This window comes from Hymenobacter telluris (genome assembly GCF_017313265.1).
In the GTDB taxonomy this organism is placed as follows: Bacteria; Bacteroidota; Bacteroidia; order Cytophagales; family Hymenobacteraceae; genus Hymenobacter; species Hymenobacter telluris.
Genome location: NZ_JAFLQZ010000004.1, coordinates 249,241 through 270,968, shown reverse-complemented (window position 1 = coordinate 270,968; position 21,728 = coordinate 249,241). Strand labels below are relative to the sequence as shown.

Below are 21,728 nucleotides of genomic sequence, written 5' to 3'. Positions count from 1 at the left end.
GTTCACGGTAGCAGCGGCAGGTTGCACGTGCTGGCGGGCAAGTGCTATATTGGCGTCTTATGGACCGTTTTGGTTTTTCGGTCGAAAAATCTAGCTGGGAAGTATATACAAGGCACGCTTGGTATTGTTTGTGACTTATGGACTGAAAAGGTAAATCAGTCGAGAAAACAACAAAAATTAGCTTTTCAGCCCATGGATTAAGGAACGGGTCAGGATGCCAACGGCTGGCTCCAGCATCTCGAAATTGTTGTTGCCCATCATTTCCAGCTCCATTCCGTGCAGGCCGCTGAGCATCACAAATACCAGCGCCTCCACATCGGTGGGGCTCAGCCGGCCCAGCTCGCCCGTTTCGATGCCAAAGCGAAGAATGCCCCTGAGCAGCACACTCTCGCGCTTCATATAGCTCTGCCGCATAGCACACGTGAATTCGGCCTGGCTGTTCACTTCCTTGCATACAATGCCGTACAGGGCCAGCTTTTTGCGCAGGGCGCGTAGCTTGGTCAGGGAGAATACGCACAGCTTTTCTTCGGCGGTGGTAGCCGATTCCACCGCCTGGGCCATTTCTACCATGACCTCGCCAATCTCGCGGTCCATTACGGCCGTGAAGATTTCTTCCTTGCTCTTGTAGTAATAGTAGAGCGTGCTTTTGCCTTTGCCGATGGCCTTGGCAATGTCTTCCAGCGTCACTTTGGCTAGGCCATAGTGCTGAAACAAGCGCTGCGCGGCCACAATCACGCTTTCACGGAGGGCATCCTCTTTGGTTGCGGAGGCAAGCAGGGTGGCAGTAGGGTAGCTCATGGGTAAGACAAAGGTATTAAACTTTTCGACTAAAAAGATTTTTCAGTCGAAAAGTTCCTTGGTAGGGTGTGCAGGAAAGAGCAACCATCATGACAATGTCCTTGGTATGCTTTTTCTAGCTGAAAGCTTGCGAGTAATGTAGCACTGAGTTACAGACTATTTCATTAGGGTTGTGCGTTCTGCTTGCAGTGGCGCCAACACGTTGCGCAAACCATCCGACCATCCCTTTTATCCTTGTTCTTTCCGCATGAAATCGGTCTTGGCCGGGCTGCTGCTCAGCTTAACCTCGCTCCACCACGTTGCTGCTCCCCGCTCGTTTGCCGCAGCCGTTCCCAGCCCTTCTGCCTGGGCCGAAGTTGACACCACGCCTGCGTTGCTGCGCTACCTGAACCTCTACCGCCAGCAAGCCGGCTTACCCCCGTTGATATTAAGTAAAACGGCTTGCTTGGCGGCGCGCCTGCAAGCCACGTACAACCTCACGCACCGCACCCACGGGCACTATAACCCACAATATCCGTCGCCCCGCCAGCGGCTGGCGGCAGTAGGCCACGCGTTTGAGCACGCCAACGGCTACGTCAGCTACGGCTACGAGAACTGCGTGCGTTTTCGGGGGTTGCGCCCGGCCAGCCTGACCGGCATCGAATCGCAGATTCTGCGCGCCTATAAGGCTTCGCCCAAGCACCAAGCCGCCTTGCTCGATCCAAACGCAACCAAAGTGGGCATGGCCACCGTGTACGACGGCGACGAACTGCAAAACTCCATGGTTTTCTGCATCTGAAGCCGCCCTATTTGGAAGCGGCCGTCTGATAAGCGTGCATAATTTCCTGCACTACCTCATCGGGCGTTTGGTTTTGCTGGAGCTTCACGTGGATGCCGTAGGCCGGTTCCTCCAGCGTATCCAGCTGCGAGTCAAGCATGTCGGCGCCCATGTAATGGCCTTTGCGGGCCTCTAGCCGGTCGTGCAGCAGCTTGCGCGAGCCATCCAGATACACCCATTGCAACGGGTGGCGGGCGCCGCCTTGCAGGGTTTGGCGGTATTTTTCTTTCAGCGCCGAGCAGGCCAGCACGGCCCCGCCAGAATTTTCCCAGTTGCCAATGGCGTCGGCCATGGCCGCCAGCCAGTCTTTGCGGTCGGCGTCGGTGAGGGGAATGCCGGCGCCCATCTTTTCAATATTGGCCGCCGAGTGGAAGTCGTCGGCATCGTGAAAGGCTAGCGCCAGTTTTTCAGCCAGCAGGCGGCCAATGGTAGTTTTGCCGCTGCCCGACACGCCCATCACAATGAAAACGGTATCCTTCATAAGTCGTTGGTTGCTCTTGAAAAGTGGTTGTTGAGGTAGTGTACGGATATTTTCCTGCTCAGGGGTAGCGTAACGCCCTGCAAAGCGCAACGGCAACCCGCTTACACCACGGTATTCAGCAGCAGCACGCCCACCAGCCCCACCACCGAAACCAGCGTTTCCATCACCGTCCAGGTGGCCAGGGTTTGCGGAATGGTGAGGTTGAAATACTCCTTGAACACCCAAAAGCCGGAGTCGTTGACGTGGGAGCACACTAGGCTGCCCGCGCCCACGGCCAGTACCATCAGCTCGGGCTTCACGGCGGTAGTGGCCAGCAACGGCACCATCACGCCCCCGGCCGTCAGGGCCGCCACCGTCGACGACCCGATGCAAATGCGCAAAATAGCCGCAACCAGCCACGCCATCAACAGCGGCGACAACTGCAAATCGTTGAACTGGCTCACGATGTAGGTGCCCACGCCGCTGTCCACGAGCACCTGCTTGAGCGCGCCGCCACCCCCGATGATGAGCAGCATCATGGCAATGCTGGAAACCGAGCCCGAAACAGAATCCATAACCTGCTGCAATTTTTTGCCGCGCCCCACGCCCAGCGTCAGGATAGCCACTACCACCGACAGCAGCATGGCCAGGTTCGGGTCGCTGATAAACTCGATACCCTGCCGAAAGGCGGACGCGGCGGGCAAAGTGAGGGAAGCGGCCACGCCCAAGGCCATCAGCAATACCGGCGTTAGCACGGTGAGCAGGCTGATGCCGAAGCCCGGCATTTCGGCATCGGTAAACTCCTTGGGTAGGGCTAGGCCGGGTGGCGGGGCGGGGTTGTAGCGCTTTACGAACCGCGAGAAAACCGGCCCGGCAATGATAACAGCGGGGACGGCAACGACCAGCCCGTAGAGCAGCGTCAGGGATACATCAGCTTTAAAAAGGACCGCAATGGCCGTGGGGCCGGGGTGGGGCGGGAGGTAGCCGTGCGTCACGGACAGCGAGGCTACCAGCGGCAGCCCCACGTACAGCAGTGGCAGGCGCGTGGAGGCTGCCACCGCAAACACCAGCGGAATCAGGAGCACGAAACCAGCCATGTAGTACATCGGCAAGCCCACCAGAAAGCCGGTAAGCATCACGGCCCACTGAATATGCCGGACTCCGAAAGTGGCAATGAGTTGGTACGTAACGCGCTGCACCGCCCCGCTTTCGATGAGCAAACTACCGAGCATCGCCCCGAAGCCCAGAATCATGACGATAGAGCCGAGCATGCTGCCGATGCCGGTTTGGATGGAGCTAAGCACCACTTTAGGCGGCATGCCCTCGGCCAGCCCCAGCGCAATGGCTACCGTTACCAGCGCCAGGAAGGCGTTGAGCTTGAAGACGATAATCAGCAGCAACAGCAGCAGTACCGCTGCTAAAACGAGGAGTAGGGGCATGGCGCGGAGGGCAGGTAAGGAAGCGTAGCAAGTAGCCCAACAGTAGCATTGGGTGGAAACAGAACGCGCGTACTTGCTGCCGATAGGTGCCGCCTCGCCCGTAAGTGTAAACATAGGCGGGATAAATGAAAAACTGATACCTTGATCCGGGGCCGGAAAAGCAGGCGCGTTTTCACCCTGCCACCAGGCCGCAACTACTTGAGCAGTAACTATGAAAAAAACAGTGGGCGTAGCGGGCATAATGCTGGCCGCATTTTTTCTGCTGCTTGGCAGCCACCTGGCCCTGGCCAAACCGCCCACTTCTTCGGCCTATTTCGAGCTGCGGGTGTATCATATGAAAACCAGCCAGCAGGAAGCTCGCATCGACAGCTTTCTGCGCCTGCATTACCTGCCGGCCATGCGCGCCCAGAATATCCCGCACGTTGGTGTGTTCAAGCCGTTGAGCAACGATACGGCCACCGACAAAAAAATCTACGTTTTCACTCCCTTCAAATCGTTGAAGCACTGGGAACAAGTGAAAGCCGGTAAGCCGTCAGTTGCCGAAACCAGCGCCAGTGACTATACCGGCGCCGCCCACAACGCGCCAGCCTACCAGCGGCAGGAAACCATCTTCCTGAAAGCCTTCGACCTGATGCCTGCAGTGGCAGCCTCCAGGCTGCAAGGCCCGCGCCCGGAACGGGTGTACGAACTGCGCAGCTACGAAAGCGCCAGCGAAAAACTGGCCCGCAACAAGGTGCAGATGTTCAACCAGGGCGGCGAAGTGAAGCTGTTTTCCCGACTTGGTTTCAACGCGGTTTTCTACGGCGAAGTGGTGTTTGGCGCGCACATGCCCAACCTGATGTACATGACCAGCTTCGACAACATGGCAGCCCGTGACCAGCATTGGAAAGCGTTTGGCAGCGACCCGGAATGGAAAAGCTTATCAGCCAAGAGCGAGTACCAGAACAACGTTTCGCACATCGACATTGTATTTCTCCGGTCCGCCAGCTATTCCGCGCTTTAGCTAGCTGTAAAGCATTGAAGTGCAAGGCTAAAGAACGTCATGCTGAGCTTGCCGAAGCATCTCGCGTGCTGACTCAGGAGTACCACCCTGGCATCAGCACGCGAGATGCTTCGGCTGCGCTCAGCATGACGGGAACAGTGTTTTTGTTGATTCTTAAGTCTGCGCTTATTCACGTAGTAACCACTCCCGCCGCCCCGCCAGCTCTTTCTCCAACTCCTAATTCCCCCACCGTATGCTTGCTTCACGTCGTCGCTTTCTTGAAAATGCGGTAGCCTTCACGGCTGCGGCTTGTGTTTCGCCTGGGCTGCTGGCCTCAGAAATGGCAGCCAAGCCATTCTTTGAAATCTCGCTGGCTGAATGGTCGTTGCATAAAGCCCTGTTCAGCAAGCAAATCAGCAACCTCGATTTCCCGGTAATTGCCCGCAAGCAGTACGGCATCGGAGCGGTGGAGTACGTCAACCAGTTTTTCAAAGACAAAGCCAAAGACCAGAAGTACTTGAGCGAGCTGCTACAGCGCTGCCGCGACAATGGCGTGAAAAACCACCTGATTATGATTGACGGCGAAGGTGACTTAGGTGCCCCCGATGCCACGGAACGAGCGAAAACGATTGAAAACCACTACCAATGGGTGGATGCCGCGCACTACCTAGGCTGTGCTTCCATCCGGGTGAATGCCTACGGCAAAGGCTCGATGGAGGACGTGCAGCAAGCCGCGGCCGACAGCCTGAGCAAGCTAGGCGAGTACGCGCAGAAAGCCAACCTGAATGTAATAGTGGAAAACCACGGCAGCTACAGTTCCAACGGCGAGTGGCTGCTGGCCACCATCAAGAAAGCCAACCGCCGCAACGTGGGCATTTTGCCGGATTTCGGTAATTTCTGCGTGAAGCGCGCCACCGGCGACTTGTACCGCGGCAACTGCCTGGAAGAGTACGACAAGTACAAGGCCGTGCAGCAATGGATGCCGGTAGCTAAGGGCGTCAGCGCGAAAACGCTGGATTTTGACGCCACCGGCAATTGCCTGGAAACGGATTACAACAAGATGTTCCAACTCATCAAGGCGTCCGGTTTCAAAGGCTACGTCGGCATCGAGTACGAAGGCGAAAAGCTGAGCGAGGAGGAGGGAATCCGGAAAACCAAGGCGCTCCTGGAGCGAGTGGCCAAAACGTTGGGCTAAACTCGGCGGCTGCCACGCAGATGCTTGTTGTCGTGGGTGGGAGCCCGAAGAAATTACAGCTTGTGGATAGCTGGTTGATGTTATTCATTGCCTAAAGTAGAATAGTGAAACGAACGTCATTCCGAGCTTGTCGAGGAATCTCGCGTGCTGATGTTGGATGGGTACTCCTGAGTCAGCACGCGAGGTGCTTCGGCTGCGCCTCTGCATGCCGGGCTTTTAGCCAGTTCACTTAAGCAACTATTCACGTAGTCTGATAGCGCGCGTAAATTAGGCTCTCATATCAACCCTGTGCCTTTGCCAACCATCCCTGCCAACGCTTCGCAACTGCTTTTTATCTGTAGCCAGAACCGCTGGCGCAGCCTCACCGCCGAACGGCTTTTTGACAACCACCCTACTTACGAAGCACGTTCGGCCGGCACCGAGCCGGGCGCCAGAGTGCGCGTAACAGCCGGCAACCTTGGCTGGGCCGATGTGGTGTTTGTGATGGAGCGCAAGCACGCCGACATTCTGCGGCAGAAATTTCCGGAGGCGCTAACGGGCAAACCCGTTATCAACCTGCGCATCCCCGACAAATTCCAGTTCCTGGATGCCGTATTACAGGATTTACTGCGCGAGCGGCTGGCAGAATACCTCACCCCCTAGCCCCCTCTCCAAAAGAGAGGGGGGACTAGTTTCTAGTTTGCTCTAGCGCTAGCAAAAGCTAATAGCCAACAGCTAGTAGCTACTAGCCCAACTAAAGCTAGTCCCCCCTCTCTTTTGGAGAGGGGGCTAGGGGGTGAGGTCCCCGGTACCGCCCAACAACCAAACGCCCGATTGGCCGTTTAGCGGGCCATGCAATACTGGGTTTTTGCCGCCTTCGTTGCGGCGGTAGTCTTTCTGTTTTACCGGTATGTCACCCGCGAGTCGCGCGAGAAGGCAGCGGCGTTGGCTGAGGATTTCCCAGCCGCTTGGCGGCAGATTCTGACCGAGCGGGTGGCTTTTTATTTGTCGCTCACGCCCGGCGACAAGCAGCGCTTCGAGAAGCGGGTGCAGGTGTTTCTGGCCCAAACCCGGATTACGGGCGTGCAAACCGAAATAGACGATGCCACCCGGCTGCTGGTAGCCGCCTCGGCCGTAATTCCGGTGTTTGGCTTCCCCGATTGGGAATACGGCAACCTGAGCGAGGTGTTAGTGGTGCCCGACGCCTGGAAAGAGCAGCAGAATCCCAACCAGGAGGTGGCCCCGCTGGCCGGCACGTTGCTGGGCAGCGTCCGCAACTTCCAGACTTCCCGCTACATGCACCTCTCCAAAGCTTCGTTGGAACAAGGTTTCCGCGATGCGCTGGACCGGCAGAACGTGGGCATCCATGAGTTTGCGCACCTGCTCGACGCCGCCGACGGTACTATTGATGGGGTGCCCGCCACCACGTTGCCGCCCGAATTGCTTAAGCCCTGGGCCGAGGTAATGGAGCGCGAAATAGCCGCCATCCGGGCCGGCGACTCGGAAATCAACGACTACGCCGCCACTAATGAGGCCGAGTTCTTTGCCGTTGTGACAGAGTATTTCTTCGAGAAGCCCGAGAAGCTCCAAGAGCATCACCCCGAGCTATACCAGCTGCTCCTGCGGGCCTTTCGCCAAAACCCCAAGAAGCGTTTTCTACGCCTGGCCGTGGACCCGCGCGAATGGCTGAAAACCCTGCGCAGCCGCCGCAAGTTCGGCCGCAACGACCCGTGCCCGTGTGGCAGCGGTAAGAAGTATAAGGAGTGCCATTTGTTGCAGCAAGCAGCGTGAGGAGAGTCAATCATAATGGCCACTTTACAAGTGACCAGCTATCTTATCGTCAGCTACTTTGACAAAAGTCATGGTATATGAATCTCCTCGCAGAGTGAACCTGTCAGCGTTTGCCTCCTCAATAAACCAAGACCAGTTGTACTGCCTTTTGGGGTAGATCAAAAATAGGCTGTCGTTTCTGACTTGCATTGATGCGCCAAGTCCATAGTGGCCTTCTGTGTGAATAGAATCTGCTTTTATCCTATAATAAGACTCATGGTGCCCATCACCGAAAACCCTATCCCCATAGTAAGTAGAATCTTTTGTTATAAGTAGCTCTAGTTTGCCACATAGCTTTGAATCACCGTCTTCTGCAAGCCAAGTTCCTTTTGATTGAGGATGGGTGAAAAATGTAGAGATATAAGCACTTTTTGCAGCTCTGTCTTTCTCGTCGTTATTTAATACTACGATAAGTATAATAATGAGCGTCGTAGCCAATACGCCTAGGGTAATAAGCGCCTTGATAATAAATCTTAACATTTTTTAGATTCTGTTATTAATCAAAAGTAACATGTTTATATCACCTCTGCTTGGCAAACGTGCCTCTGGTTGATTCGCGGGAAGTTCTAGCTTTGCTGGTATGAAGAAAACCTTCCTGCCTCTACTAACGGCTGCCACGCTGGCTGCCTGCGCGCCTACGGCCAAAACGCCAGCTACTACCACACCTGCTGCCACTGAAACCACGGCTTCCGCGCCGCCAGCGCCCCAAGACTACCGCGCGCAAGCCGAGGAGTTTTTGATTAACTATTCCAACGAGTACCAGCGTCTCTACACCCAGTCGAGCGAGGCAGAGTGGCGTTCCAACACGCACATTGTGGCCGGTGACACCAGCAACGCCGGCGCTACCACCCGCGCCAACGGCCGCATGGCCGCCTTTACGGGGAGCACCGAGAATATTGTCACCATCAAAGGGCTGCTGGAACATAAGGCCGACCTTACCGAGCTGCAAATCAAGCAGCTGCAAACGGCGCTCTACGCTGCCGCCAACAACCCGCAGACCGTGGCCGACGTGGTGAAGCGCCGCATTGCCGCCGAAGCTGCGCAAACCGAGAGGCTCTACGGCTACGACTACCAATACGCCGGCAAGTCCGTCACCACCAACGACCTCGACGAACTGCTGCGCAAAGAAAAGAACCCTGCCAAGCGCCAGCAGGTGTGGGAAGCCAGCAAGGCCATCGGCCCCACGCTCAAAGACGGCCTGCTCAACCTGCGCGACCTACGCAACCAAACCGTGCAGGCCCTCGGCTACCCCGACTACTTCACCTACCAGGCCTCCGACTACGGCATGAGCCGGGAGGAAATGATGACGCTGGTGCGTAAGCTCAACGACGAGCTACGCCCCCTGTACCGCGAGCTGCACACCTACGCCCGCTACGAGCTGGCCAAGAAATACAACCAGAAGCAAGTGCCCGACTATCTGCCCGCGCACTGGCTGCCCAACCGCTGGGGCCAGGATTGGAGCGCCATGGTGGAAGTAAAAGGCCTGAACCTGGACCCAATACTAGCCAAGAAGGGGGCAGAATGGCAGGTGCAACAAGCCGAGCGGTTCTACCAGAGCCTGGGCTTCCCGGCGCTGCCGCCGGTGTTCTACGAGAAAAGCAGCCTCTATCCGCTGCCCAAAGCAGCCACCTACAAGAAGAACAACCACGCCTCGGCCTGGCACATGAACCTCGACCAGGACGTGCGCAGCCTGATGAGCGTGGAAGGCAATACCGAGTGGTACGAAACCACTCACCACGAGCTGGGCCACATCTACTATTACCTCACCTACACCAACCCCGAGGTGCCGGTGCTCCTGCGCACTGGTGCCAACCGCGCCTACCACGAGGCTATGGGCAGCCTGATGGGCCTGGCCGCCACCCAAAAGCCCTTCCTGACGGGCCTGAACCTAGTGGACGCCAAAACCCAAACCAACGAAACCCAAACGCTACTCAAGGAAGCCCTCAATTACGCCACCTTCATCCCGTTTGCCTCGGGGGTGATGAGCGAATGGGAAAACAGCTTCTACGCCGATAAGCTGCCCGCCGACCAGCTCAACGCCAAGTGGTGGGAGCTAGCCAAAAAGTACCAGGGCATCGTGCCGCCCACCACGCGCAGTGAGCAATACCTCGACCCCGCCACCAAAACCCACATCAACGACGACCCCGCGCAGTACTACGACTACGCCCTGTCGTACGTCATCCTGTTCCAGCTCCACGACCACATTGCCAAGAAAATCCTCAAGCAGGACCCGCACACCACCAACTACTACGGTAGCAAAGAAGTGGGCACGTTCCTGGCCGACATCATGCGCCCCGGTGCCAGCAAAGACTGGCGCGCCGTGCTTAAGGAAAAAACCGGCGAAGACCTCTCGGCTCGCGCCATGGTCGAGTATTTCGAGCCGCTAATGGCTTATTTGAAACAGCAGAACAAAGGCCGTAAATACACGATGTAAGTATGGGACGGGAATATAGGCTATGTACTTCTACGTTTGATCCAGCACCTATCTTGCATTTTCTGCAACGACGTTTTGCAATAGCTGAGTCCAATAGTTCATTATGGCATGTGGCGCTGAAGGATAGCGTAAATAATTCGCAACCTGATTGGCCTCTTGTTTCTTTGGCATTTGAAGCCAAAGGAATTTATTTTTGCGACCATCTTACTGCAACCAATGAAGCTGCCATTGTCTTCCGGCATCTTATTGATTTTTTGCTGCTAACTAACGCGAAAGTTGAAATAGAAGAGTTGTAACTGTTAAAAACAGAAAAGCCAGCTTTTTTGAAAGCTGGCTTTTCTGTTTTTAATGTTTGCTGGAGCTTACAGATAGACTTATGCTGCCAGCGCCTCGCTCATCCGCCTCTTCAGCACCTTGTCTACACCGTTGAGGCGGCGGAGTATGAGGTCTAATGTTTCTTCCTCATCCAAGTTGATGCCGTTGTTGCGGTTGGTGAGGTAGCGGGCCAGCGTGGTATTGTCGTCGAGGGTTTCAGCTAATTCGGCTTGAGTGTTTTCCCACGCTTGGTCTTGCTCTGTACTCAGGTAATTAAAGCGAAGCTCAATGGTCTTGCTGACCAAATCGGCCAACCGTTTGAGCACGGTAGCTTCGTTGGTGGAGAGGCCACGCGCCTCGCGCCCGATAACGGCTAGCATGCCAATCCGCGAACCATCAGGCATCTGCAAGGCTGCACCAGCATAAAAATTGAGGCCGAGCGCCTGTGCAACGTCAGGCTTTATTAGCTCGCAGCTTTCGGCCTTATAGTCGGTTAGCACCACTGGTACATCAGGCAGAATAGCGGCGGAGCACATGCTTTCCGTACGTGCTAGCCCCGGTACGCCTTCGGCCCCAGCTACAGCCTTGAAATACACGTAGTTCTCATCGACCAGGGAAATCAAGGAGATAGGCGTGTTGAAAAGCTGGGCCGCCCACGCCACGTAGTCATCGAAGATGGGTTCGGGTGTGGTATTAGCAATCTGGTAGAGCCGCAAGGTGCGTAGCCGTGTCGCCTCGTTTTCAGGAATCAGGGAAGTAGGGAAAGCAGTCAAGTGAGTGCTAGGAGCGTTAATAGTTGGCCTCGCTGGCGGGTAAGTCAATGAGGATGAATTGAGCGTCTTTGGAAGCCCTGATTTCCAGCACATGCTCATCAGTAGCGCGCACCTGGTCGTTGGGGCCTAGGTCGATGCCGTTGATGTAGAGTGAGCCTTCTCTTACGTAAATGAAGGTGTTGCGGATGGGAAACGTTCGGAACGTAACCGTCTTGTCCTCCCGCAAATTACACCAGTATATGGTGGTGTTGGAATTCATATACACCACGTCTTCCAGCACCTTCTGGCCCGATACCAGCGGCACCAATTCGTTCTTGGTGTCCAGGAAGTCCACATCTTTCTGCTCGTAGCTAGGAGCCAGGCCTTTCTGGTTCGACAAAAACCACAACTGGTATAGCTGCACGGCTTTGTCGGTGCGGTTTTGCTCGGAATGGGCCAGGCCGGTGCCGGCCGTCATGCGCTGCACGTCGCCCTTTTTGATGGTAGCCTTGTTGCCCATCGTATCCTCGTGGTACAATTCGCCTTCCAGCACCAGCGTCACGATTTCCATTTCCGAGTGCGGATGCTGCGGAAACCCCGACTCTCCTTGCACGGTATCGTCGTTGAACACGCGCAACGGGCCGAACTGCACGTTTTTAGGGTCGTAGTAGTCGGCAAAGCTGAACAGGAAATAGCTGTTGAGCCACGCAACGGGAGCGGCATGGTGACGGTCGGTGGCAGGAACTATGTTGATCATAATGAGTCGCGGTTGAGTTGTGTGCTTGGCTTACGCAACGTAGCGGCCGGAAGTTAATGCCAGCAGCGCTTTGCGTACGTTAGCCGAGTTACGCAACGGCTAGTAACACACAGCCCACCTGGCGCAGTGCCAGGTGGGCTGTGTATCTACTAAATGTCGGAATCTAAGATTCGTTCCTAAGCCTTTTTCATGGTAGAAACCTGCTGCTGCAAGTCCAGCACAATGCTAGCCAAGCGGTTCAGCGAAAGGTCGGCAATGGGGAAGGTGCTGCTGATGTAGGCTTTGGCTTCCCAGATTTCCACCACATCCTCCACGTCGATTTCGTAGGGCGAATACAGTGGGTTATCGGAGTGCAGGGCCAACATGGCGCCTTGCTTGAGCCGGTTGAACACCCGCTTGAACACGATGCCTTCCTTGGAACTCACCACAATGCACGGCGTACCGTCTTTCAGCGTCAGCCAGTCGTCTACGTAGCGGCCCACGATAACCGTGCCGCTGGCAATGGGCAGCATCGAGTCGCCGCTGATTTCGAAGGCGCGGTACGTGCCGCCAGTGCCCAGCATCGGTAGGCGGAACTTCGGCAGCTCCTCTAAATACTCCGGATCGGCGTAGCCGTTGAGGTAGCCGGCTGCGGCTTTCTGGGGCACCAGCTCGATGTTCTCGTTTTGTTCTTTATCAACTGTGAGAGCCAGTATACGCAGGCCGTTGCCGCCGCCGGGCCGAGTGGGCTCGGTGGTAGCGGGCTGCAGCTGGAGCAGCGCCGCCTTGGCGTTCTTCTTTTTGCTAAAGTCAGTGGTTACCAGCGCGTCCAGCGTAATGCCAAACAGGCGGGCCATGTTAACCAGAGTAGTCAGCTTGGGTTCGGCACGGCCTTCTTCGTAAGCGCCCACCAGAGAACGTTTGATGCCAAGCTTTTCGGCCATCTGGGCCTGCGTCAGGGCCAGTTCGCGCCGCCAGAATTTAAGATTCGTGTTAATCATGGTGCAGGGGAGCCGAAAAAAGGCTTCAACGGTAGATAGTTACCGGCTCGTGAAAGTACGAACCCTATAACGAGAATACTAATTCAATTAGCTGAAAATTTTTGCTAATTATTTTTGGTTCCGCCGTTCAGGGAGCTGTTGCGTGGCCGGTGTGCGGGGGAGCCGGTTAGCCCCTTGCAGTTGCTAGCCGGCTCGGGCCTGTTTGAGCTGGACGCTAGCAACTGTGGCCCCTACCATGTACGTACGCAGATAAACAAACCGTAACTGCACACTTAACTCATGCTAGAAGAAAACAAACTTAGCCGCCGTCAGATACTCAGTGGATTAGGCGCCAGCTTAGCCGTAGCCACTGTCGGACCGGTCTTATCTGCTGAAGGGGCCATAGGTGCTGCCGAACCCGCTGCCGAGCCGCTCAAAGACCCCACTACTGCCTACCCCAAGCCGCCCTTCAAAAGCCAGCAGCAGCCGTGGCCAGGGCTAGCCAGCAAAATGGAGCCTTTGCCCGACCACGGCGAGAAAAGCTACAAAGGCTCGGGCCGCCTGAAAGGGCGTAAAGCTCTCATTACGGGCGGCGACTCAGGTATGGGCCGTGCGGCTGCCATTGCTTACGCCCGCGAAGGGGCCGATGTGGCCATCAACTACCTGCCGGCTGAAGAAGCCGACGCCAAAGAAGTAATTGCGTTGATAAAAGCTGCCGGCCAGAAAGCCGTGGCCATTCCCGGCGACTTGCGCGACGAAGCCTTCTGCAAGAAGCTGGTAGAGGAGGCGGTGCGCCAACTCGGCGGCCTCGATATTGTGGTCAGCAATGCGGCCCGGCAGCAGCAGCGCCAGTCGATACTGGACCTTTCAACCGAGGACTTCGACGCCACGATGAAAACCAATATCTACGCGCCATTCTGGATTATCAAGGCAGCCCTGCCGCACCTGAAACCTGGTTCGGCCATCATTGGTACCACTTCCGAGCAGGCCACTGACCCCTCAGCCGACCTCTACGATTACGCGCAAACCAAGGCGGCTACTACCAATTACGTTCGTTCCCTGGCCAAGCAGCTCGCCCCAAAAGGCATCCGGGTGAACGGTGTAGCACCGGGCCCCATCTGGACACCGTTGCAAGTGAGCGGCGGCGCCACGCAAGAGAAGCTAGTGAAATTCGGAGGCGATACGCCCATGAAACGGCCGGGGCAACCGGCCGAGCTGGCCGGTATCTACGTGCTACTCGCCGACCCGCTGGCTAGCTACGCCACCGGGCAGGTGTATGGCTCAAGCGGCGGCGCCGGCATGCCGTAATAAGTGCAATTCATTTATGTAAAAAAACGCCCCGGTATCCACCGGGGCGTTTTTTTGGCAGGAGGGTTGTGGGAACTACTCAACGATGGGCCTCACTTTCCAATCCTTTGTATGCTTGGGGCATAGGGCTCTCGTGGCCGTGGCTGCCTGAAGAATAGTAGCACCAAACAAAAAACGATAAAAACCTATCAGGATGACACCTATGCCTACGTGTTGTCACGCTGGGACTATATCAACAGTTTGCAACTTACAATCCATCAACCAGGGTAGTTTGCGCAGTTATAGTCCCTGGCTCAGCCCACCACTCGTCGTTTTCCCAATACTCATTCCAGCCTAGCTTGGCATACTTGGGATTGATAACAACATCTCGTTCACCTATTTCAAAATTTTTCAGGACTTGCTCGGCGAATCCCCCCACATTTTCTGCAAGAATAAAGGGCTTCTCTTGGCCTGATTGATAATTGTTCCATTTGCCATCGAACAGCAAATCTGCGCCGCGGGCTCCAGTTGTTTTGCGCAGAGAACAGGATAATAATTTATTGCCGCGCGTAATAGCCACATCTAATTCTGCTTGGCCCGTAAATCGTCCGCCGGCCTTCTGATGTGGCTCCTGCCAATCGAAGCGCCCGGAGATTGTATAAAACTCAACCAGCTTATTGTCACCAGTAGCTGGAATCGTAGTGAGCATACGCATAGATTCCTGTGCTTTTTCATGTTCCTCCTCAGCCTGATTAAGTGGGGGCTGATGACGAATAGAAAGTAACTCAACAGTTCCCTCAAGATTCATGATTTTTCCCTTGAAGCGGCTTTTGCCAGTTACATGTAGCAACCAGGGCTGAGTAGAGTCAGAACGTACATGCAGCAGTACTACCTCAATCCGATGCCGGTCGGTGCCGAAAAAGCCGTTGTAAGGGGTGGTTTCGACCCCGTTATGCACTGAACATAATAAGGGGGCCACATCGTGCTCAAGCAAAAACTGATGTAATTGTTGGGCAGGTAATACCGCAGGTAGTGCAGGTGGTGTGGGCGGCGCGCTATTGCGGGCTGGCGGTGGCGCAGTAGGGGCTATTGATGCCGTTTGCTGTGGTGGCTTAGGCATAGCTGTATTAGCCGCTGGCTGTTGCTTACAGCTGGTTACTATCGTAAATAATGACAGCAAGGTGAAAATTGAAAGCTGGCGCATAGGTATAACTTGAAATGGAAATAATAGCAACCAAATTACTTATTTCTTTGCGTCAAACCATCAGTTCTGAGCGGTTCTTAAGACACGTGGCTTTGGCATATTTTTCAGTTGAAACGCCCGCATATACCACCGCCCCAGTCCAGCTTGCACCAGCACCTCGGCCAGCAGCAGGTTGCCGGTCCAAGAAAGCCAGACCACTGTTAAGTAGGTTTCGATAGGCTTGGTATGGAAGAAGTAGTACAGCCCGTAGCTTTCCAGGCGCAAACTCATGGCAGCCAACGTTACGGCGTAGGCGCGCAGCATCCATTCCGAATGTAGCAGCCAGTGCCGTTGCCGGGCTAGGCGGTAAGCCTGCCAGGTGACCAGCCACCAGACTAGGCACTGCATCGTGAAGCCGACTTTGGCCGCTAGTCCGCCGTTGGCATACGCTGCCAGAATAAGGCCTGAAGGCGCTGCCAGTAACAGAATCGACAGCACGTATATCTTGCCTAACGTGCGGTGTAGCTTCGGGCGCCAGCTGTATAGGGCGGGTATCAGCTGCAAAAGGCCGGTTACCATCACCCACCAGCTGCTGGTGATGTGCACGTAGAAGCCCAACCGGAACAGAGTGTTGTCGTTGACTGCGTCCGGCTTGGTGGTCAGGAACAGAATGCCTTTCTCGAAGCGCAGATACGGCAGCACCTTTGTGAGCATGAGGACGCTGAAAGCAGCCACTGCTACTCCCACCAAGACTCGCAGAAACCGTGAAACAAAGAGGCGAACGGGCATACCGATGCATGTAAACCTGTAGCAAGAGCCGCCAGCCGTTACGAACCGTAGCGCGTGCTACATGGGAAGCACTACTCCCCGCGCAACTTCTTAAAATACAACGACGCTAGCCGCAGCTTGAAGTAGTCGTACTTCTCGCGCAGGTGGTCGAACAGGTCACGCAGCATGGGGCTACCGCCGAGCTGAGCCTGAGCCGTTTGGATTTCGGCTAAGTCGCTTGGGGTCAGGAAGTCGGCAATGCGCAGGGCGCCACCTTTGGCGTATACGTTGGTCAGGTGGGTTTGCACAGTGGAAACAGTCAGGCCCCGGCGCTCGGCAATGGCCTCCACGCTCAGGCCCATGCGGTGCAACTGAAACGAAGTATCCATGGTACTGCCCGCTTCGGCTTTGGGCTCACGTTTGCGGGGTGTTGGGGCCGGGCCGGCATCGTCGGGGTCGAAGTTGTCGGGTAGCTCGTCGGTGTCGTCGAGGGAAGCGGGGTTGCCGCCGTGGGCCAGGATTTCCTTGATGAACACCTCCCCAAAGTTCTCGAACTTCTTCATGCCCACTCCGGAAATACCCAGCATGGCCACGCGCGAAACCGGCCGTTCGTTGGCCATTTCCTGGAGCGTGGCATCGGTGAAGATAACGTAAGGCGGCACGTTCTGCTCATCGGCAATGCGCTTACGCAGGTTGCGCAACGCCTCGAACAGCCGCACTTCCGGCGACGCCGTAACTGTAGACGGGGCAGCAGCTTTGCGGCCCCGCTTGGGCTTCTCGGCTTTCTCGGCGGGCTGAAACTTCTTGAGGGCCAAGGCCCGCTGGCCTTGCAGTACTTCGCGGCCTAGCTCCGTGATTTTCAAGGCGTAGCCTTCCTCGTAGGCAATGTACAGGAGGCCGTCGTTCAGCATCTGGTGCACGTAGCTGTACCAGTCGAGGTAGGGGAGGTCGGCACCGGCGCCGTAGGTTTTGATTTGGTCGTAGCCGCCGCTGAGCACGGCCTGGTTGCGCATGCCGCGCAGCACGTCGATGAGCAAGCCGATGCTGGCCCGCTCCCGCATGCGCACCACCGCCGACAAGGCCTTCTGGGCAATCAGGGAGCCGTCGAAGGTGATGGGTGGGTTGCGGCAGATGTCGCAGTTGCCGCAGTCCTGGGTGAGGGTTTCGCCGAAGTAGTTGAGCAAAATCTTGCGGCGGCAGCTGGCGGCCTCGGCAAACTGCTGCATGCGCTCCAACTTGGTGAGGTTGAGCTGGGTGAGCTGCGGGTTTTCCTTGGTCAGCATCTCGCGCAGCTGCAACACGTCGGCAAAGCTGTAGAACAGCACGGCCGTAGCCGGCGAACCGTCTCGGCCGCCCCGCCCGATTTCCTGGTAGTAGCCCTCGATGTTTTTGGGCAGGTTGTAGTGCATCACCCAGCGCACATTGCTCTTGTCGATGCCCATGCCGAAGGCAATAGTGGCCACAATCACCTGCAAATCGTCTTTCAGGAAGCCTTCCTGCACGGCCGCACGCTGGTTGGGTGTCATGCCGGCGTGGTAGAAACCGGCTTTCAAGCCCTTGGCTTGCAGCTTCTGGGTGAGGGTTTCGCACTGCTTGCGCGAGAGGCAATACACAATGCCCGATTCGCCGGGGTGGCGCTCAATAAAGTCGAGGATGCCGCCTACGCGGTCCTGGCCGGGCCGCACAATCAGGTTGAGGTTGGGCCTATCGAAGCTGGAGAGGAACACCTGCGGCTCGTGCAGGCGCAGCTGCTGCTGGATGTCGCGCTGGGTGAGGCGGTCGGCGGTGGCGGTGAGGGCAATGATGGGCGTGTTGGGGAACTGCTCCCGCAACACCCGCAGCTGGGTGTACTCGGGCCGGAAGTCGTGCCCCCACGACGAAATACAGTGCGCTTCATCAATGGCGAACATGCTCACGCGCAGCCGCTGCAAAAACTGGATAAAGCCCTGGGAAAGCAGCTTTTCGGGCGACACGTACAGCAGTTTCAGGTAGCCGTTGGCGCAATCCGAGCAAATGGCATTCTGCTCGCTCTGGCTCACGCTGCTGTTGATGTACTCGGCTGATATACCGTTGGCTTTCAGGGCTTCCACCTGGTCCTTCATCAAGGCAATCAGCGGCGACACCACCACGCACACCCCCTCCGATACCACGGCCGGCACCTGAAAGCACACCGATTTGCCACCGCCCGTGGGCATGAGCACCACCGTGTCGCGCCCGCTCAGGATACTCTGGATGATGTCTTCCTGCATGGGCCGGAACGTATCATAGCCATAGTACTTTTTCAGGACGCGACGAGCAGATTCGAGCGTAGGAGCGAGGGGTTCGGCAGCAAATAACATTCGGTAAAAATACGATGCTAAAGAAGGAGTTGAAAGCAGAATGTAACCGTAGCCAGGCAGAAAAGGTGCACGATTCCGGTGAAATCCCGCACGTCTGGCGCTAGCAAGCCCACGTACAACAGATTAGTTAATTCATTCACTCAACCTCTGTACTAATGACTCAGTCCACTGCCACACTCACCGACAACCAAACCGTTCTTGATGCGCTGAATGCCTGCGTGGCCGCCTGCGAGAACTGCGCTACCGCCTGTTTGCACGAAGAGCACGTTAAGCACATGGTTGGTTGCGTACTCCTCGACCGGGACTGCGCCGACATCTGCGCCCTCACGGCCCGCTTCGTGGCCCGCAACTCGCCCCACGCCAAGCACATCATGCGGGAGTGTATCGAGCTGTGCCAGCTCTGCCACAACGAGTGCGCCAAGCACAACGATACGCACTGCCAGCTTTGCGCCGCCGCCTGCAAAGCCTGCCTGGAAGCCTGCAAGGCCCATTTGGAGAGTAACTGAGTAATTGAGTAATTGAGTAATCGTTCTAGATGCTCAATAGCGCCGTCAGAACGATTACTCAGTTGCTCCGCTGCTCAGTTGCTCAACGTAGTTATTCTTCAATGTCAACCAGCCGGTAGCGCACGGCGGATTTCTTGGGCTTGATGTCGATGCCTTTGTAGTGGGCATAGGCCTTGGTGAAGCAGGCTCCGAAGTAGAAAATCATGGCCGAGTAGAACACGAACAGCAGCACCAGCACAATGCTGGAGGCCGCGCCGTAAATCGGACCAAGGTTGCCGGGCACCAGTAGCCGGCCCAGCACAAACTCGCCCAAATCAATGAGGACGGCGGTAAGGGCCGCGCCGCGCACCACCGCCCGCCACGGTACCTTGGCGCTGCTTAGGTTGCGGAACGTAACGCCAAACCACGCTGCCAAAATCAGAATGGATGTAAGCTGGCTGAAAAACAGAAACAAATAGTACCCCACGTTGCTGTCAAAGTCGCGCACGTAGTCGGCCACGAAGGCAATGGCGGCGTCGGTCAGAAACGTTAGCAAAGACAGCAGGCCGGTAGCTACCAGTACACCCAGGGAGCGGGCCCGTTCGTGCAGCGCCTTGCCGAAGCGGCCACTGCTACGCCGCGGCCGAATCTGCCAGAGCTGGTTGAGGGAGTGCTGGATAACCACGAACAGTGTGGTGGCAATGAACACCAGAAACGCAAAACCCAGCCAGGTAACCAGCGGGCTGCGTTGCACATTGGTTACGTTTTGCAGAATCTGCTCCACGAAATTGGCCGCCGACGTGCCCAGCAGCCCCGACAGCTTGGCCAGCAGCAGCGTCCGCACCGCCGAGGTTGAATACACCGAGCCCAGTACCTGAATCAGAATGAGGACAATGGGCGGCAACGCAAACGTAGTGAAGAACGCCGTGGCTGCCCCCAGCCGAAGCGGGTCGTTGGCGGTTAGCTCACGAGCGGCCCGGCGCAGTAAAATCAGAGTGTCCAGGAAAATCCGGCGGCGGGTTGGGTGCGGCACGTGTACTTTTGTGGTCAGCCTTGCGTAGAGGGTAGTGCTTCGTTGGGTAGTGCTTGGCGGCCAGCGCCGTGTACTTAGTACGAGCAACGAAGCTCTAGTTTAAAAACAGGCTGCGAAGATAGCGCCCTCGCGCCGTATCATCCGCTGTTTGTAGCACTTACCTGTGTCGTATTCTCCTGCCCCCGTTCCCGCCCCGCCTGTAGCCCCTGCCACCCCACCTAGTTGGTGGCGCCGGCGCGTAGTCGAGCCGGTGCTCAACATTCTCCGTCAAGGCCTTACCCCCAAGCAACTTTCCCTCACAGTGGCCCTGGGCGTGGTGTTTGGGCTGGTGCCAATACTCGGCATTACCACCCTGCTCGGCACGGCTACGGCGGTGCGGCTGCGGCTCAACGTGGCGGCGCTGCTGCTTGTCAGCCACTTAATGAGCCCAGTGCAGCTGCTGCTGATTATCCCGCTGATGAAGCTGGGGGCCAAACTGATTGGAAGTGGTACCGGACCCGAGCTGACTCTTGAGCAGCTGCAGCATCTGTTTGGCACCGATTGGCAACAGGCGCTGCACTTGTTGTGGCAGGCCGGCCTGGGGGCCCTGCTGATTTGGGCAGTGGCCTCCGTGCCGCTGGCTCTGCTGCTAAACTTCGGATTGCGGCCCCTGTTTCGGCGGCTGCTGGCCCGGCAGAGTAGAGTAACTGAGTAGCGGAGTAACGGAGTGTATGGGTTTGGCGGGCACTGTTAGGTGCATGCGGTCAGGAAAAGCTGAACTGCCCTCTACGCAACAAGCCCTTAACGTTTAGTGGCGTTAAGGGCTTGTTGCGTAGGGAGAGGGGCTTACTAAGCAGTTGCCCGCTGGTAGAACGGCTCCTGCTGCTCGAAATACTGGTTGATGGGCTCTTCGGAAGCGGGATTGAGTACCATCATATCCACAAACTGGTAGCCCTCAATCTTGCCTTCGATAACCGGGCCTAGCTCTTGCAGGAACTCAGCCTGCTGCTCTTCCGTCTGGAAGGCCAGCAGTAACCGAGGTAGCTCGGGGCTGTTTTCGATGCGCATTTCGGCCAGGTAGGCTTTTTCTACGAAAGGATACTCGGCACAAAATCCGCTCAAGGCATCCAGCAAAACAGTAGGCGTCTCGGCGGGCGGACCAAGCTGCACGGGTACCTGGCCGCCTGCCTCAGCGGGCGGGGTGGTCAGGTCGCTGGCCAGTAGCTCTTGTATCTCCTGCGAGGTCAGGAGCTTACCGGCAGGCGAGAAGGGGTTCAGCACGCAATCAGTGGCCTGCACCATTTGGAGCAGGTCGAGGCCGCGCACCCGGATATAGGCTACGCTGTCGGCAGGCATGCCACCTTCAAAAATGCGCTCCGGCGCCGTGAACAGCGGAATTTTGCCGTCGTTGAGTACTTGCAGCTGAATTTCCATGCCCGGCGTTACTTCAATCTCGCCGCCGGCTTCGCCTTCTTTCGGCAGCGTTACGGCCAACAGCGGCTCGTGTAGCAGGGCCTGGTAGAATGCCGGCCGTACGTTGGGCTCGTTCACGGCGCGCATCAGCAGCTCTTCCAGAATATTACTTGGCGGGAACGGGAAGTTCGGCATGGGGGGCTGCCCGTAGGTTGGCTCCGGAATGAGCGGCATGGCCGGCATTGGAGGAGCTGTTTCCTCAACGGGCAAGGTGTAATTGGAGCCCTTGTAACGCGGGCCAGCAGGAGCAGCGGAAGCAGGAGTAGAAGTAGGTGTAGCGTTAGGAGCAGCCGGTAAGGTTTCCGGTGTTTCAGGCTTCTTTTTCAGGAAATCAAACAGACCCATAGGAATACGAAAAGTGAAGGTGCAAGCTAACTAAGGTAAGTGAGATGGGAAAATGGTGAAGTGGTGAAATTGTGCGTTGGTGCGTTTGACGTTCAAGCTGCGTAATTCAGGCAAGCAGA

Annotated in this window: 22 protein-coding genes; 10 read left to right on the top strand and 12 right to left on the bottom strand. The window is 56.6% G+C overall.

The window, feature by feature from the left end; translation table 11 throughout:
• Window positions 1-177: 177 nt before the first annotated feature.
• Entirely contained in the window at window positions 178-798 is a 621-nt protein-coding gene (locus J0X19_RS08560) for a TetR/AcrR family transcriptional regulator (RefSeq protein WP_206983871.1), read from the bottom strand.
• Window positions 799-1,045: 247 nt separating this feature from the next.
• On the opposite strand from J0X19_RS08560, the gene J0X19_RS08555 reads away from it, so the two are divergent.
• Window positions 1,046-1,576 (top strand): CAP domain-containing protein, encoded by a 531-nt coding sequence (locus J0X19_RS08555; protein WP_206983869.1) that lies wholly within the window; start codon window positions 1,046-1,048, stop codon window positions 1,574-1,576.
• Window positions 1,577-1,583: 7 nt separating this feature from the next.
• On the opposite strand, the gene J0X19_RS08550 is transcribed toward J0X19_RS08555, so the two are convergent.
• Window positions 1,584-2,096, bottom strand: a complete 513-nt coding sequence (locus J0X19_RS08550) for a gluconokinase (RefSeq protein ID WP_206983868.1) — start codon at window positions 2,094-2,096, stop codon at window positions 1,584-1,586.
• Between the two features lie 101 nt (window positions 2,097-2,197).
• Window positions 2,198-3,514, bottom strand: a complete 1,317-nt coding sequence (locus J0X19_RS08545; RefSeq protein WP_206983866.1) for a gluconate:H+ symporter — start codon at window positions 3,512-3,514, stop codon at window positions 2,198-2,200.
• A 211-nt stretch (window positions 3,515-3,725) separates the two neighbouring features.
• Here J0X19_RS08545 and J0X19_RS08540 point away from each other — a divergent pair, with 211 nt between their 5' ends.
• The 4 genes from J0X19_RS08540 to J0X19_RS08525 all read left to right on the top strand — a co-directional run bounded on the left by J0X19_RS08540 (window position 3,726) and on the right by J0X19_RS08525 (window position 7,461).
• Window positions 3,726-4,517: an NIPSNAP family protein gene (locus tag J0X19_RS08540; protein WP_206983865.1), complete on the top strand. Its 792-nt coding sequence runs from the start codon at window positions 3,726-3,728 to the stop codon at window positions 4,515-4,517.
• A gap of 232 nt (window positions 4,518-4,749) precedes the next feature.
• Entirely contained in the window at window positions 4,750-5,691 is a 942-nt protein-coding gene (locus tag J0X19_RS08535) for a sugar phosphate isomerase/epimerase family protein (protein WP_206983863.1), read from the top strand.
• 294 nt (window positions 5,692-5,985) lie between these two features.
• Complete coding sequence (locus tag J0X19_RS08530; RefSeq protein ID WP_242582306.1) at window positions 5,986-6,333, top strand: low molecular weight protein tyrosine phosphatase family protein; 348 nt, start codon at window positions 5,986-5,988, stop codon at window positions 6,331-6,333.
• 189 nt (window positions 6,334-6,522) lie between these two features.
• A complete protein-coding gene (locus J0X19_RS08525; RefSeq protein WP_206983861.1) occupies window positions 6,523-7,461 on the top strand; it encodes a M90 family metallopeptidase in 939 nt (312 codons plus the stop codon).
• Window positions 7,462-7,485: 24 nt separating this feature from the next.
• Here the strand turns inward: J0X19_RS08525 and J0X19_RS08520 are convergent, their stop codons facing one another.
• The gene (locus J0X19_RS08520) at window positions 7,486-7,980 is read right to left on the bottom strand and encodes a hypothetical protein (protein WP_206983854.1); all 495 of its coding nucleotides are present in this window, start codon (window positions 7,978-7,980) and stop codon (window positions 7,486-7,488) included.
• Between the two features lie 100 nt (window positions 7,981-8,080).
• On the opposite strand from J0X19_RS08520, the gene J0X19_RS08515 reads away from it, so the two are divergent.
• Both J0X19_RS08515 and J0X19_RS08510 read left to right on the top strand, forming a co-directional pair.
• Window positions 8,081-9,934, top strand: a complete 1,854-nt coding sequence (locus J0X19_RS08515; protein WP_206983853.1) for a M2 family metallopeptidase — start codon at window positions 8,081-8,083, stop codon at window positions 9,932-9,934.
• Between the two features lie 53 nt (window positions 9,935-9,987).
• The gene (locus J0X19_RS08510) at window positions 9,988-10,230 is read left to right on the top strand and encodes a hypothetical protein (protein ID WP_206983852.1); all 243 of its coding nucleotides are present in this window, start codon (window positions 9,988-9,990) and stop codon (window positions 10,228-10,230) included.
• Between the two features lie 78 nt (window positions 10,231-10,308).
• On the opposite strand, the gene J0X19_RS08505 is transcribed toward J0X19_RS08510, so the two are convergent.
• The 3 genes from J0X19_RS08505 to J0X19_RS08495 form a co-directional block, all read right to left on the bottom strand.
• Entirely contained in the window at window positions 10,309-11,022 is a 714-nt protein-coding gene (locus tag J0X19_RS08505) for a GAF domain-containing protein (protein WP_206983851.1), read from the bottom strand.
• Between the two features lie 16 nt (window positions 11,023-11,038).
• Entirely contained in the window at window positions 11,039-11,758 is a 720-nt protein-coding gene (locus J0X19_RS08500) for a pirin family protein (protein ID WP_206983850.1), read from the bottom strand.
• A 176-nt stretch (window positions 11,759-11,934) separates the two neighbouring features.
• A complete protein-coding gene (locus J0X19_RS08495) occupies window positions 11,935-12,738 on the bottom strand; it encodes a LexA family transcriptional regulator (protein WP_206983849.1) in 804 nt (267 codons plus the stop codon).
• A 279-nt stretch (window positions 12,739-13,017) separates the two neighbouring features.
• On the opposite strand from J0X19_RS08495, the gene J0X19_RS08490 reads away from it, so the two are divergent.
• Window positions 13,018-14,025, top strand: a complete 1,008-nt coding sequence (locus J0X19_RS08490) for an SDR family oxidoreductase (protein WP_206983848.1) — start codon at window positions 13,018-13,020, stop codon at window positions 14,023-14,025.
• A gap of 247 nt (window positions 14,026-14,272) precedes the next feature.
• On the opposite strand, the gene J0X19_RS08485 is transcribed toward J0X19_RS08490, so the two are convergent.
• The 3 genes from J0X19_RS08485 to recQ all read right to left on the bottom strand — a co-directional run bounded on the left by J0X19_RS08485 (window position 14,273) and on the right by recQ (window position 18,294).
• Complete coding sequence (locus J0X19_RS08485) at window positions 14,273-15,208, bottom strand: hypothetical protein (RefSeq protein ID WP_206983847.1); 936 nt, start codon at window positions 15,206-15,208, stop codon at window positions 14,273-14,275.
• Between the two features lie 60 nt (window positions 15,209-15,268).
• Window positions 15,269-15,976, bottom strand: coding sequence for a DUF2306 domain-containing protein (locus J0X19_RS08480; protein WP_206983846.1), 708 nt, complete (start codon window positions 15,974-15,976; stop codon window positions 15,269-15,271).
• Between the two features lie 71 nt (window positions 15,977-16,047).
• The gene (gene recQ, locus J0X19_RS08475) at window positions 16,048-18,294 is read right to left on the bottom strand and encodes a DNA helicase RecQ (protein ID WP_206983844.1); all 2,247 of its coding nucleotides are present in this window, start codon (window positions 18,292-18,294) and stop codon (window positions 16,048-16,050) included.
• A gap of 155 nt (window positions 18,295-18,449) precedes the next feature.
• Here recQ and J0X19_RS08470 point away from each other — a divergent pair, with 155 nt between their 5' ends.
• Window positions 18,450-18,800, top strand: coding sequence for a four-helix bundle copper-binding protein (locus tag J0X19_RS08470; RefSeq protein ID WP_206983843.1), 351 nt, complete (start codon window positions 18,450-18,452; stop codon window positions 18,798-18,800).
• 91 nt (window positions 18,801-18,891) lie between these two features.
• Here J0X19_RS08470 and J0X19_RS08465 read toward each other — a convergent pair whose 3' ends face one another.
• Window positions 18,892-19,812 carry a YihY/virulence factor BrkB family protein gene (locus tag J0X19_RS08465; RefSeq protein WP_206983841.1) on the bottom strand — a complete coding sequence of 307 codons (921 nt, stop codon included), beginning with the start codon at window positions 19,810-19,812 and terminating at the stop codon, window positions 18,892-18,894.
• A 163-nt stretch (window positions 19,813-19,975) separates the two neighbouring features.
• Here J0X19_RS08465 and J0X19_RS08460 point away from each other — a divergent pair, with 163 nt between their 5' ends.
• A complete protein-coding gene (locus tag J0X19_RS08460; RefSeq protein WP_206983839.1) occupies window positions 19,976-20,506 on the top strand; it encodes a DUF2062 domain-containing protein in 531 nt (176 codons plus the stop codon).
• Window positions 20,507-20,640: 134 nt separating this feature from the next.
• Here the strand turns inward: J0X19_RS08460 and J0X19_RS08455 are convergent, their stop codons facing one another.
• Entirely contained in the window at window positions 20,641-21,609 is a 969-nt protein-coding gene (locus tag J0X19_RS08455; protein WP_206983837.1) for an enhanced serine sensitivity protein SseB C-terminal domain-containing protein, read from the bottom strand.
• Between the last annotated feature and the right edge of the window lie 119 nt (window positions 21,610-21,728).